Here is a 12,740-nt window from a genome sequence, read left to right as displayed (position 1 = left end):
GTGTCGGTCGGTGGCAGCGACGGTGGCTGGTGACGACTTGCTGCATCTCCAGCCAATCGCAAATCGACCTATTTGCGGTGCAAGATAAGCCCATGAGCGATGTAGTCAGCAGTCACGACTGCCGCGGCCATCGATGCCACATAATGAAGTGCATCGTCCTTGAGGTGGTCGCCATGGTCACTGATCCCTCGAATCACCAGGGCGGGGACTTCATGTCTAGAGCAGGCTTCAAATACACCGTGGGCCTCCATCTCAGCGACACACACCTTGCCATGCAGCTCCTGCATTTTCTTGAAGAGCTGCTCATCGCGTACGAGCTTTTCGCCTGCCGCAATCGTGGTGAGTGTTGGGTTCAGGGCCGTTGACACTTCGCCGGCGGCTGATGAAGGCGGGAACACCAGTCCCACGGACTCAGCGTGTCGTGCTAGGCGTGCTAAGCGGGAACCGCGGGCAAGGTAAGCCCCCATGTCTTGTTGGGTTCTGAACTCGGGCTTGGACATGTCTGGCCTCGCAACCATGACACCGCCCGAAAGCGCGGCAGCACCTTCATAAGCAACTACGCGCTCGGACAAGATCACATCGCCGAGCTTCAACTTCGATCGCATCCCGGCAGCGATGCCCATCATGAACACCGCATGGGGTCGGAATTCGGAAATGAGCATTGATGTCACTGCTGATGCCTGGGTATTTCCGGCACCGTTGAACGACGCTACAACACAGGTGAGAGGGCCGTTCCGGCCTTCAACCTTGACTCGCCAGACATGGATGCCGTGCTCGCTCTGAAAACCGTAATCGTCTTCATCGATGCCAAGGGCATGCTTAGCTGCGGCCAGTTCGATAGGCAACGCGGTCAGCACCAGGACATCCGGGGACGCTGCCGCGTCCTTCGCCGCAAATTCATCAACGAAGAGTTGAATGGTTTTGTCGGCCAGTGGCTGTAGGTCACCCAGGGTATGTTGAGCTGATAGCCCAAGCATCTTGCGACGAACGCTCTCCCCGGTATGAGGCAGGTAGGCGGCTGGATTTTGGGTGAACTGCCGGTGGAGCAGGGGGGCACCCGGGCCATCATCGCAGAATGCCCCGACATCAATGTCAAAAGGAAAAACTGGAAGCTTAAGCTTGAGCGCGCGTTGGGCACGGTCGAGAACGCCTTTGCCTCCACTGATGGCAATCATGGCTGTCGCCAGATCCAGCTGCGCGTCGGCTAAGGTGCCTATTTGGCGACTTTTGATGATTTTCTTTTTTGGATCATTAATTAGTGTTTTTTCATACTGGTCAATTTCGGAGTTCCTAGATTAAGATCGCTACGATGATCTGCTGCTGCATTTTTTGTAATCTCACACCATTTGGCAACAGCTTTCGAACGGATCTGTTTGGAGTATAAAAAAGCTGAATAAATGATGTATTGAAAAAAGGACAATAGAGCAGGATTGTCAACGTGCCAAGATGATTTGATAAATACAAACTATGCACGATACTCATGGTAAAGGTTTGACCTAAGCGTACTGAGTGCTTGTACTCATAATTCAACACCATAGCCTGGTATTTTTGGCGGGCGCAGATGGGTGCCGCATTACCGATGATGAAGTTCCACCAACGTTTACCCTAATTTCGAAAGGGTAAAGTTTCATTTAAGGCGATTTTAGAGCGCTCCGAAGCATGTCACCTGTAATGAGCGATTTGGTGACTGAGGTAAAGCCCTCGTGTCGCAATGATTTATCTTGTCGGCTTGTCGATAATCAAGTGTTGCGATCAACAGTACAAAAAATCAGGCCCCTTAGCTCATGTAACGGTCGAAAAGACGCTTTACCAACTGGCGCAGCCATATATTTCCGGGGTCATGATGATAGCGCGGGTGCCAATACTGTCGTAGGTATAAGCTGGGGGAATTGATCGGCGTTTTTATCACCTTGACCGCGTTGTAGCGCAGAAAAGTCTGCCCCAGCTCACTGGGCACGGTCGAGATTAAGCTTGGGTTTTTCTCCAGTATCATCGGGACAGTTATGAAATGTGGAGTTGTAAGGTAAATTTCTCTTCGATACCCCAGCTCATCGATGAATTGGTCGTAGCGGCTGCTGCTGTCTGATAGCACAACTGAAACATGTTTCATGCCCAGAAATTCTTCAAGGCTCAGTTCATCGACCGGATAGGCGCAGCTGATAATAGTGCAAAAAGAGTGCACGAACAGCTCTTGTTGAAAAAGGTTAGGGTTCTGGATGTAGTGGGACCCTATAGCAAGGTCTGTATCACCTTTCTCCAGTGAATTGGCAATATGCTCGCTGGGCAGTTGAGACGTTCGAATTCGGCAATTAGGGGCCACTTTCTGAAGTTCTGCAATCAGCCTTGGCAAAAAGACCAACTCACCCATATCTGTCATACAAAGGCTGAAGACCCTGGTGGACGTCATAGGGTCGAAACTGGCCTGTGCCAACAGCTTGTGTTGTACGGCAGAAACGATCTCCAGAACTGAATCCCCCATCTCCTCCGCGAACGGCGTCGGTTTCATTGCATCGCCAATACGGACGAAGAGGGGGTCTTCATAGAACTCCCGTAGACGTCGTAGTGCGTGGCTCATAGCGCTCTGCGTCAAGCCAAGATGCTCTGCTGCTCTAGATACATTGCGTTCTCGCAGAAGCGCGTCGAATGCGATCAGCAGGTTTAGATCGAATTTCTTGCCATGAATGGTATGCATGTTGTGTATTAGCTCCATGATCTATGCGCATACATGATCCACCTCTAGCATAGAGTCAGCAAGGAAAGTTTCCAGAACAAAAACAAGAAATGAGGTCAAGGTCATGCTTCTTCGTAACGCTTGGTATGTAGCTGCTTGGTCGAGTGAGATTCCGGTCGACGAGCTTCTTGCAAGAACGATTCTTAATGTACCAGTGGCGCTTTGGCGGGATAGCTCCGGAAAAGTTGTGGCTTTCGAGGACCGTTGCTGTCACCGAGGTGCTCCACTATCGAAAGGACGCCTGGAAGGCGATCAGCTTCGGTGTATGTATCATGGTCTTCTATTTGATACGACGGGGCGCTGCGTCGAAATACCCGGCCAAGAGCGCATTCCTCCGCAGGCTAAAGTACGCACATTCCCAGTCGTGGAGAAGCACAAGTGGATCTGGATCTGGGTGGGTGATGCCAGCCTGGCGGATCCGTCCCAGATCCCTGATACGCATTGGCTGGATGACCCTGAGTGGCGAAGCCTTGAGGGTTACACCTATTACACCACCAACTACCTGCTGATCGCGGACAATCTGCTTGACCTCGCACATTTGCCCTACGTTCATCCGAACACGCTGGGCGGTGATGAGGCCTATGCGGCTTGTATACCTCAGGTCGAAAAGCTGGAGAACGGCGTACGAGTAACGCGTTGGGGTGAAGGTATTAAACCTGCACCGTTCGTGCAGAAAATCAAAAATTATCCGGGGCCCGTTGATCGTTGGAATATCTACGATTTCGTGCTGCCGAGCATCTTCCTGATGGATTCGGGAATGCAGCCCAGTGGCCACAATGCCAAGGCGGGAGATCGAGTCAATGCTGCAGAGTTCCGCAGCACTCAGGCGCTGACCCCGGAGACGGACGAGTCCACGCACTACTTCTTTTCGCAGCCTCATAATTTCGCCATTGATGACCCCGAGGTCACGCAGGCAATCCACAACCAGGTCGTCACAGCGTTCCAGGAGGACAGCGATATGATTCATGCGCAAGATCGCATGTTGAAGTTGACTTCCGATTTCAAAATGATTCCGATCGGAGCTGATGCTGCTCTTTCGTATTTTAGATGGCTGGTGGCGAATGCTTATAAGGCTGAGCAGGCGATAAGCAATCCCGTCAAGATCCAGGAGGTCTGAGATGAGCGACTGGAACCGCGTTCGAGTGATGGCGATAGTGAAAGCTGCTGACGCCATTATGGATATCTGCTTGCTGGCCTTGGACGGTCAACCTCTTCCTGTGGCCGACGCGGGCTCGCACATTGATATTCGCCTGCCAAATGGTCTGATCAGGCAATACTCCGTTCACCGGTACGATCCTTCGGACGGAAGCTACTCAATTGGGGTCGGATTGTCTGAGCCGTCACGGGGTGGCTCAGCGTTCATTCATGCACATCTGCGAGTTGGCGACCTGCTCGAAATTAGCGCGGTTCGCAATAACTTCCCGCTGGCACACGACGCAAGCACCTATTTTTTTATCGCCGGCGGTATCGGCATTACGCCGATTCTTAGCATGATTCGTTGGTGCGATGCGAATGACAAACCATGGCAACTTCTCTATTGCGTCCGATCCCGGTCCCGGGCTGCTTACATCGAGCATCTTCCTCGTGGCGGAAAATTAGTATTTCACTCGGATGACGAAATGGTTGGTCGTCCCGATCTGCAGGCGTTTACTCGACAAGCAAAGGCAACGGACCACCTCTATTGCTGTGGGCCGTCACCGCTCATGAATGCGGTACGGGATGCCGCACAGGCTTACCTGCCTTCCGGCCAGGTGCATTTCGAGTTGTTTAGTGCACCTGAGTCGGATGCACCTGAGAAGGAACAGAACAAAAGCTTCGTAGTGGAACTTGCTCGCAGTGGCATGGAGTTAACCGTGCCAGCTGATACCAGCCTTCTAGATGCACTCGAAGAGGTGGGGATAATGGTGCCTTATTCCTGCCGGGAGGGTCTTTGCCGTACCTGTGAGTGCCGGGTGCTAGCGGGTGAAGTTGATCATAGGGACTATGTCCTCAGCGAAGAGGAGCGTGCTTCCAATGCGGTCATTCTGCAGTGTGTTTCACGTGCCAAGTCATCAAGACTGGTGCTTGATATCTGACTGACACTCCACGTCACTCTTTGATTGGTAGGCAAGAATGAATAGTTGTGAACTGAATGCTATTCGTAATGAGCTGCTCTCTCGACGAGAAAATCCACCCGGATCGCTGCAGCAGGCTCGCATAGGTTTTGACCACTTGTGCAAGCGTTTTTCGCCTCCGCCTGATTGCAGCTCCACGGCGTCGACACTCGGTGGAGTTCCTGTGCGGAAGTTAACCTGTGTGGATTCCCAGCGCTCTTTGCTCTATGTCCACGGTGGTGGTTTCATGGTGGGCAGCGCTGAAGGTTTTGAGGGAATCGCCGGCACGCTTGCTGCCGGTACATCTTCCACGGCTTACGTGGTTGATTATCGACTGACACCTGAACATGCATACCCTGCTGCACAGCAAGATGTTCTGACTGCGTATGCGGCGTTACTCGCTAAATGCGAAGGAGCAAACGATATTGCATTGGTGGGGGATTCGGCGGGAGGCCATTTGATCATGGCCGCCCTGATTCACGCCAGGACCATGGGAATGGAATTGCCAGGTTGCGTGGTGCTGTTTTCTCCTTGGCTGGATCTGGCTCTTACCGGAGAAAGCATCCATACCAAGATTGCAGTGGACTGCTTTCTTACACCTCAGAAGTTGCAAGCCAGTGCTGACGCCTACCTGGTAGATCAGGTCGAGACTGCTATCTTGGAGGCTGACCTGCAGGGGTTACCGCCAATGATGATTCAAGTGGGGGAGTGTGAAATCCTACTTGATGATGCAGTACGTCTGGCGAGAAACGCAGGATCAGCGGGCGTGGACACCAGGCTGGAGGTATGGCCCGGTATGTTTCATGTCTGGCAGGCATATGCGCCGGTGCTCTCCGAGGGGCGTGAGGCGCTCGCCGCTGCCGTCAATTTCATAAACGGGGTGCTGGTACGGCAAGGGGCGTTGGCGGTTGACTCTCGTTGCAGGTGATTGCTTTGAGCTACCGAATCAGGAAGCCCGTCTGGTTTCATAGTCATGACGTTAGAGGCTGAGGAAGTTTACTAACTTGCATCGAGTTGAACGGCACCTGGGGGCAGGTGCCTTTGGAGTGCGGTTACAGCCAACCTTTAATCTGTGCGCAAACGGCTTGAGTTGAGATTCCGTAACGATCATGCAACGTCGGCAGGGCACCTGCGTCAAGGAACGCGTCGGGCAAAGCAATCTGCCTGAAAGTTGGCGTCACTCCGTTGCGCAGCAGCACCCCTGCAACGGCCTCGCCAAGACCGCCAATGATCGAACTGTTTTCTGCTGTGACCACCAGCCGACCTGGCTTCCTTGCCTCGGCAAGAAGGGTTTGCACATCCAGGGGTTTGATCGTCGGTACGTGCAGCACGGCGACATCGACGCCGTCGGTTTGCAGTGCCTTGGCGGCTTCCAGTGCGCGCATGGTCATCAGGCCGGTGGAGATGATCAGAACGTCGTTACCGGTGCGCAGGGTCTTGGCTTTGCCGATCTCGAACTTGTAGCCGTACTCGTCCAGCACCAGTGGCACATTTCCGCGCAGCAAACGCATGTACACCGGCCCCTGATGCGCGGCGATGGCGGGCACGGCCTGTTCGATTTCTAGTGCGTCGCACGGATCGACGATCATCAAGTTAGGCATGGCGCGGAAGATCGCCAGGTCGTCCGTAGCCTGGTGGCTTGGGCCGTAACCAGTGGTTAGGCCGGGCAGGCCGCAGACGATCTTGACGTTGAGGTTTTCCTCGGCGATGGCCATGCAGATGAAGTCATAGGCACGACGCGAAGCGAACACCGCGTAGGTGGTGGCAAACGGCACGAAGCCTTCTCGGGCCATGCCGGCGGCCGCGCTCATCAGCAATTGCTCGGCCATGCCCATTTGATAGAAACGGTCGGGATGGGCCTTGGCGAAGATGTGCAGGTCGGTGTACTTGGACAGGTCAGCAGAAAGACCGACGATGTCCGAGCGCTGATCCGCCAATGCAGCCAATGCGTGTCCGAACGGGGCCGATTTAGTCGCTTGGCCTTCTGAGGCAATGGAAGCGATCATCGCCGAGGTAGTCAGGCGTTTTTTGATTGGCTCGCCAGTCGAAGTCGGCGTGTTAGCGGTGTTGCTCATTGGTCTTTTCCTTCTTCAAGGTTGCTCAGTGCCAGATCCCACTCGTGTTCTTCCACGCGGATGAAGTGGGTCTTCTCGCGGGTTTCCAGAAACGGCACGCCTTTGCCCATTTTTGTGTCGCAGATAATCACGCGGGGTTGGGCGGTTGGATGGTTGCGCGCGGCATCGAAGGCGGCGACGAGAGCATCAAGGTCATTGCCATCGACGCGCTGAGTAAACCAACCAAATGCTTGCCAGCGATCGACGATGGGTTCGAACGACAGGATTTCACTGGAGTAACCATCGGCTTGTTGGTTGTTGACGTCGACGATCGCGATCAAGTTGTCGAGTTTCCAATGCGAGGCCGACATCACCGCTTCCCAGGTCGAGCCTTCATTCAACTCGCCGTCCGACAGCAGGTTGTAAACGAAGGAGGGCGAGCCCTTGCGCTTGAGGCCCAGGCAGGCACCGACCGCGATACCCAGGCCCTGGCCCAAGGAGCCACCGGTGATTTCCATGCCCGGGGTGTAGGCGGCCATGCCCGACATCGGCAGACGGCTGTCATCCGAACCGTAAGTTTCCAGCTCGTCGAGCGGGATGATTTCGGCTTCGATCAAGGCCGCGTACAGCGCAATGGCGTAGTGACCGATGGAGAGATAGAAGCGATCACGCTCTTCCCATTCAGGATCTGCAGGCCGATGGTTCATGGCATGGAAGTAGGAGGCTGCCAGCAGGTCGGCAGCACCGAGGGCCTGGCCAACATAGCCCTGTCCCTGTACTTGGCCCATTCGCAGCGCATGGCGGCGAATGTTGTGCGCGCGTTCAACCAGGGTCGTAGATGAAGCGAGTGAAGGATTAGTAGTCATGGTGAAACTCCATTAACTCAACGATTGACCAAGGCGGCGGGGATGCGCAGTACCAGAGCGGCCCCCGCGAACAGCACACCAGTGATCAGGTACATGCCGATGGCGCTTGAGCCGGTGATTGTGGTGATCCAGCCGATCAGATAAGGCGAGCAGAACCCCGCGAGGTTGGCGAAGCTGTTGACCGCTGCGATGCCGGCGGCGGCAGAAACGCCCCCAAGCAGCGTGGTCGGTAACATCCAGAACAATGAGGTCGCAGACAAAATGCCGGATGCGGCCAGGCAAAGACTGAGGATCGACAGGGTTGGATTTCCCCCCATTAGCGCCGCTAGGCTAAGGCCGATAGCGCCAGCAATCATTGGTACGATGAGGTGCCAGCGGCGCTCGCGATGCTTGTCACCACTGCGTCCAACCAGCAGCATGGCGGCAATGGCGCAGAGGTAAGGCAGGCTGGTCAGAAAGCCGATGTGTAGTGGATCGGAAACGCCTGAATTGCGTACCAGAGTGGGCAGCCAGAAGGTAATTGCGTACTGTCCCATCACCACACAGAAGTAGATGGCAGCCAGCAACCACAGACGACGATCGCGAATGAATTCACCGACTGAGGCATGGGTGACTTTCTGCTGATCGTCTTCAGCCAACTCCCGAGTGATCAGGGCTTTTTCTTCGTCATTGAGCCAGGTGGCCTGATGCACTCCGTCTTTGAGGTAGCTCAGTACCAGAAGACCGACAACGACCGTGGGTACAGCCTCCAACACGAACATCCATTGCCAGCCTGCCCAGCCATGCATGCCGGCGAAGTGATTCATGATCCAGCCGGAGAGGGGGCCACCCACCATCCCCGACAGAGGAATGGCGATGAACCACAACACGGTCATGCGTGCGCGACGATAGGATGGAAACCAGTAGGTCAGGTAGAGCAACAGGCCAGGCGCGAGACCGGCTTCGGCAATGCCTAAAAGAAAGCGAAGGGCGTAGAACTGCCAGGCGGTTTCGACGAAGGCGAACAGAGCGGAAACGATGCCCCAGGTGATCATGATGCGCGCGATCCAGACCCGCGCCCCGACCTTGTGCAAGATGATGTTGCTAGGCACTTCACAGAGGAAATAGCCGATGAAGAACATGCCGGCGCCAAGCCCATAGACCGTTTCGCTAAGCGCCAGATCGTTCATCATTTGCAGCTTGGCAAAGCCGACGTTGACGCGATCAAGGTAAGCGCACAGGTAGCACAGCATCAGGAAGGGCATCAAGCGCCAGGCCGTTTTCCGGTAGGCGTTGGAACGCACGGTCGAAACCGCTTCGAGCGACAGGGTAGTCATGATGGTCTGATCTCTTGTTTTTATTGACTGCCAGGCCATGAGACCCGGCTACGTCATCGATCCAGAACCGCACGAGCCGCAAAGGCCCGCCCAGGTGTACTCAATGAATCAGCATGCCGCCGTTCACATCTAGAGTGATGCCTGTGAGGTAAGAGGATAGGTCGCTGGCCAGAAACAGGGCGGCGTTGGCGACATCCTGTGCTGCACCGAGTCGGCCCAGGGGAATGCCGTCGATGATCGCGTGGCGGCGATCGTCCTGCATCAGGCCACCGGTGATGTCGGTGTGAATCAAACCGGGGGCGATGGAGTTGACGCGAATGTTGTCCGGCCCCAGTTCGCGTGCCATGGCTTTGCCCAGACCCAGTACACCGGCTTTGGCCGCACTGTAATGAGGGCCTCCAAAGATGCCGCCGCCCCGCTGAGCAGAAACGGAAGACATGCACACAATGCTACCGGAAGATTGTTGGCGCATGTGTGGAATCACTGCCTGCGACATCAGCAGGGTGCCGCGCAGACTGACGTCCAGCACCTTGTCGTAGTCTGAAGGGCGGATGTCCAGAGTCTTGAGTGGCTGAGTAATACCGGCATTGTTGACGAGAACGTCGATGCGGCCGAAGTGTTCGATGATTTTGGCAACGGCCTGCTGAACCTGCGATTCGTCAGCAACGTTGGCCGCAAGGCCGAGATGACCTTCGCCCAAGGAAGCAGCGGCATCACGGGCAGCGGATTCATCCAGGTCAAGGATCACGACGTGAGCGCCCTGTTGCGCGAAGGTGGTCGCTGTCGCGCGGCCAATGCCACGTGCGGAGGCTGCACCGGTGATGATCGCGACTTTGCCTTGGAGAAGCATGGGAGTACCTCATTGTTCTTATTGGAGAGTGCTAGTGCTATTGGGTCGATCCGCAGCGAATCGATGACTCAGCTTGTGCTCCACTCCGTTCCTGAGCAATAACGCGAACTTCACTGGGTGCTGAAAAAAATTCAGCACTCGTCATTTGTGCAGTTGGATGGTTGAATGGCTCGATGCCCGGCTCAGGCTATTTACAGCGGAAAAACCATCACCATGCGTTCAACCGGCGAAGTACCCCCGACACTGCCACCCCTGAAAGCCATTCAGGCCTTTGAGCAGACAGCGCGCTTTGGCAATGTCGCCCGCGCTGCCGAATTGCTGGATTTAACGCCTTCGGCGGTCAGCCACCAATTGGCCAAGCTTGAAGCGATGATCGGGCGACAGCTGTTTTTCCGAACCGCCAGAGGTGTGACCCTGACGCCGGTGGGCGAGCAGTATCTGACCGAGGTGTCCGGCATCCTGCACAGCCTTGCCGTGGCGACCGAGCGCGCGACCAGTGACTTCAGCCTCGATTGCCTGCGCTTGCACTCATCGCCCAGTTTCGGACTGCTGTGGCTGATGCCGCGCCTGGAGCAATTCCGCCAGAGTCATCCTGACATCCAGCTCAACCTTTCGTGCTCCTATGAGTCACTGCACTTCAGCCGGGACAAGATCGACGTGGACATCCGCCACGGAATGCCCAACTGGCCCAGTTTCGAAGTGCGCACGGTGCGCAATGAAAAAATCGCGGTCATGGCGTCTCCCAAACTCCTGGAAAAACGACCCATTCGTGCCGTTGCGGATTTGCTGGACTGCAACCTGATTCTGTCGGAGGCGACGCTCATCAAGTGGCCACAGTTGTTTGCACAACATGGTCTATCGCGCCCTGAAAAGCCTTACACACTGAGTTTTGACCGTTCCTATATGACGCTGGAGGCAGCCAGCCACGGACTTGGATTTGCCCTGGAAAGCACACTGCTTGCGCAGGACTATCTAGCGCGTGGAACGTTGGTCGAGGTAGTGCCGCAGTTGAGTGCGGCAATCACTGCACACCACCTGGTTTTCCCGAAAGCGCATTCCAACTTCCCAAGGGTCAGAAGATTTCTGGAGTGGATGCAGGCGGAGTTGGGGCATGACTTCAATTATTGAACTGGATGTCATTACACGCCGCATCTCATCAGATTGCCTAGCGAGTGTCTGCTTTTGGCCGTGGTATCAGATGCGTAACTTGTGTCGATCTCGTAGAGCGAGACGAGGGTTTGGAGCCCCACTGATACGTCTTATCAGTGAGACCATTGAGCAAAATTTACAGCGCCGTGATGAATGCGTGTAGGTGAGGGCGCATGTTTTATAGACATACACCTCCTCACCTACTATCGCCGGCTTACAAGCCGCCCAGTGCGACGTACTTGATTTCCAGGTAGTCGTCGATCCCGTATTTTGAGCCTTCCCGGCCAAGTCCGGAGCTCTTCACGCCGCCAAAGGGTGCAACTTCTGTGGAGATCATCCCCTCGTTGACGCCCACCATGCCAAACTCAAGATTGTCGACGACACGGAAGATCAGACCGACGTCACGTGCGTACACATAGGCTGCCAAGCCAAAAGGTGTGTCGTTGGCCATCGCAATTGCCTCGTCCTCAGTCTCAAAACGGAAGAGGGGAGCGACAGGGCCGAAGGTCTCATCATTGAATATCAGTGCATCGCGTGACACATCGGTGAGCACTGTTGGCTCGAAGTAACTACCGCCCAAGGGGTGACGTTTGCCTCCGGTAGCAATGCGTGCACCTTTTTCCACCGCATCGGCAATGTGCTCTTCGACCTTTTGCACTGCATCCCCATTGATGAGCGGACCCAGTACCACACCGTCATCCATGCCATTACCGACCCTGAGCGCAGCGGCTGCATCCGCGAGCTTCTTCGCAAACTGATCGTAAACACCCGATTGAACGATCATGCGGTTGGCGGCAACGCAGGCTTGACCTGTGTTGCGGTACTTGGCGGCAATTGCACCTTTCACTGCGGCATCGATATCAGCATCGTCAAAGACGATGAACGGCGCGTTGCCGCCCAGTTCCATACTCGCCTTTTTGATGGTCGGAGCGCACTGGGCCAGCAGCAGCGATCCAACTTCGGTCGAACCTGTGAAGGACAACTTGCGAACGACCGGGTTTGCGGTGAGCTCCCCGCCGATTGCGCGGGCCGAGCCCGTGACGACGTTACACACACCAGGCGGCAGACCGGCGCGCTCGGCGAGTACGGCCAAAGCTAGTGCCGAAAGGGGGGTCTGACTGGCCGGCTTGATAACTCCAGCGCAACCAACCGCCCAGCCCGGACCGGCTTTGCGTGTAATCATCGCGGAGGGGAAGTTCCACGGTGTGATGGCTGCAAAAACACCGATAGGGGCTTTCTGCACGAGAATGCGCCGACCGTCCACATTCTGCGGAATGATGTCGCCATTCACGCGCTTCGCCTCTTCCCCGAACCATTCGATGAAGCTTGCGGCGTAAAGGATTTCGCCACGGGATTCCACCAAGGGCTTACCCTGTTCGGCCGTCAGGATGACCGCCAGGTCCTCGATGTTTTCAAGCATTAGCTCATAGAGCTTGCGCAGGACCTTTGCACGCTCCTTTGGCAGCGTCTTGCGCCATCCCTGCATGGCGCGTTCGGCCGCTGCGATTGCGCGGCGAGTCTCGGTCTCTCCACCGTTTGGTACGCGCGCTACCAATTCACCAGTGGCTGGATTGCGTATCTCGATTGTCTGACCACTGTCTGCCTGGACCCATTCGCCGTCGATCAACATTGCCTGACGCAGCAGGTCGGGGTCTTTCAGATTCAAGGTTGCGGTGCTATT

At 55.5% G+C, this 12,740-nt stretch carries 11 protein-coding genes; 4 read left to right on the top strand and 7 right to left on the bottom strand.

Annotation, left to right across the window (positions count from 1 at the left end; all coding sequences use genetic code 11):
* Nucleotides 1-68: 68 nt before the first annotated feature.
* Complete coding sequence (locus ACM6IT_RS25160; RefSeq protein WP_414918965.1) at nucleotides 69-1,217, bottom strand: purine phosphorylase; 1,149 nt, start codon at nucleotides 1,215-1,217, stop codon at nucleotides 69-71.
* Between the two features lie 560 nt (nucleotides 1,218-1,777).
* A complete protein-coding gene (locus ACM6IT_RS25155) occupies nucleotides 1,778-2,692 on the bottom strand; it encodes a LysR family transcriptional regulator (protein WP_414918923.1) in 915 nt (304 codons plus the stop codon).
* 103 nt (nucleotides 2,693-2,795) lie between these two features.
* On the opposite strand from ACM6IT_RS25155, the gene ACM6IT_RS25150 reads away from it, so the two are divergent.
* Genes ACM6IT_RS25150 through ACM6IT_RS25140 form a run of 3 tightly spaced genes read left to right on the top strand, consistent with a single transcriptional unit; the run spans nucleotide 2,796 to nucleotide 5,752 of the window.
* Nucleotides 2,796-3,848 (top strand): Rieske 2Fe-2S domain-containing protein, encoded by a 1,053-nt coding sequence (locus tag ACM6IT_RS25150; protein WP_414918922.1) that lies wholly within the window; start codon nucleotides 2,796-2,798, stop codon nucleotides 3,846-3,848.
* A 1-nt stretch (nucleotide 3,849) separates the two neighbouring features.
* Complete coding sequence (locus ACM6IT_RS25145; protein WP_305384690.1) at nucleotides 3,850-4,806, top strand: PDR/VanB family oxidoreductase; 957 nt, start codon at nucleotides 3,850-3,852, stop codon at nucleotides 4,804-4,806.
* A gap of 37 nt (nucleotides 4,807-4,843) precedes the next feature.
* Entirely contained in the window at nucleotides 4,844-5,752 is a 909-nt protein-coding gene (locus ACM6IT_RS25140) for an alpha/beta hydrolase (RefSeq protein WP_414918921.1), read from the top strand.
* Between the two features lie 124 nt (nucleotides 5,753-5,876).
* On the opposite strand, the gene ACM6IT_RS25135 is transcribed toward ACM6IT_RS25140, so the two are convergent.
* From ACM6IT_RS25135 to ACM6IT_RS25120, 4 genes are all read right to left on the bottom strand, one after another.
* Nucleotides 5,877-6,899 carry a transketolase family protein gene (locus ACM6IT_RS25135; protein ID WP_414918920.1) on the bottom strand — a complete coding sequence of 341 codons (1,023 nt, stop codon included), beginning with the start codon at nucleotides 6,897-6,899 and terminating at the stop codon, nucleotides 5,877-5,879.
* On the bottom strand, nucleotides 6,896-7,744 hold the full coding sequence (locus ACM6IT_RS25130; protein ID WP_414918919.1) for a transketolase: 849 nt from the start codon (nucleotides 7,742-7,744) through the stop codon (nucleotides 6,896-6,898). Before ACM6IT_RS25130 ends, ACM6IT_RS25135 begins: the two co-directional genes overlap by 4 nt.
* 17 nt (nucleotides 7,745-7,761) lie before the next feature.
* Entirely contained in the window at nucleotides 7,762-9,060 is a 1,299-nt protein-coding gene (locus ACM6IT_RS25125; protein ID WP_090454375.1) for an MFS transporter, read from the bottom strand.
* A gap of 100 nt (nucleotides 9,061-9,160) precedes the next feature.
* Complete coding sequence (locus ACM6IT_RS25120; RefSeq protein WP_090455942.1) at nucleotides 9,161-9,910, bottom strand: SDR family NAD(P)-dependent oxidoreductase; 750 nt, start codon at nucleotides 9,908-9,910, stop codon at nucleotides 9,161-9,163.
* Between the two features lie 213 nt (nucleotides 9,911-10,123).
* Between ACM6IT_RS25120 and ACM6IT_RS25115 the strand changes: the two genes are divergently transcribed.
* On the top strand, nucleotides 10,124-11,038 hold the full coding sequence (locus ACM6IT_RS25115; RefSeq protein ID WP_095152415.1) for a LysR substrate-binding domain-containing protein: 915 nt from the start codon (nucleotides 10,124-10,126) through the stop codon (nucleotides 11,036-11,038).
* A gap of 235 nt (nucleotides 11,039-11,273) precedes the next feature.
* Here the strand turns inward: ACM6IT_RS25115 and ACM6IT_RS25110 are convergent, their stop codons facing one another.
* A complete protein-coding gene (locus tag ACM6IT_RS25110) occupies nucleotides 11,274-12,725 on the bottom strand; it encodes an NAD-dependent succinate-semialdehyde dehydrogenase (RefSeq protein WP_414918964.1) in 1,452 nt (483 codons plus the stop codon).
* Between the last annotated feature and the right edge of the window lie 15 nt (nucleotides 12,726-12,740).

The sequence above is a fragment of the Pseudomonas sp. IT-P4 genome (genome assembly GCF_949767755.1).
Classification (GTDB): Bacteria; Pseudomonadota; Gammaproteobacteria; order Pseudomonadales; family Pseudomonadaceae; genus Aquipseudomonas; species Aquipseudomonas monachiensis.
The sequence above is the reverse complement of the archived record's forward strand: the minus strand, read 5'-3'. Positions and strand labels throughout refer to the sequence as shown.

Coding starts and splice junctions, on each gene's coding strand:
- ACM6IT_RS25155 (WP_414918923.1), bottom strand. CDS start 2,692: ATGCATACCATTCATGGCAAGAAATTCGATCTAAACCTGCTGATCGCA.
- ACM6IT_RS25150 (WP_414918922.1), top strand. CDS start 2,796: ATGCTTCTTCGTAACGCTTGGTATGTAGCTGCTTGGTCGAGTGAGATT.
- ACM6IT_RS25145 (WP_305384690.1), top strand. CDS start 3,850: ATGAGCGACTGGAACCGCGTTCGAGTGATGGCGATAGTGAAAGCTGCT.
- ACM6IT_RS25140 (WP_414918921.1), top strand. CDS start 4,844: ATGAATAGTTGTGAACTGAATGCTATTCGTAATGAGCTGCTCTCTCGA.
- ACM6IT_RS25135 (WP_414918920.1), bottom strand. CDS start 6,899: ATGAGCAACACCGCTAACACGCCGACTTCGACTGGCGAGCCAATCAAA.
- ACM6IT_RS25130 (WP_414918919.1), bottom strand. CDS start 7,744: ATGACTACTAATCCTTCACTCGCTTCATCTACGACCCTGGTTGAACGC.
- ACM6IT_RS25125 (WP_090454375.1), bottom strand. CDS start 9,060: ATGACTACCCTGTCGCTCGAAGCGGTTTCGACCGTGCGTTCCAACGCC.
- ACM6IT_RS25120 (WP_090455942.1), bottom strand. CDS start 9,910: ATGCTTCTCCAAGGCAAAGTCGCGATCATCACCGGTGCAGCCTCCGCA.
- ACM6IT_RS25115 (WP_095152415.1), top strand. CDS start 10,124: ATGCGTTCAACCGGCGAAGTACCCCCGACACTGCCACCCCTGAAAGCC.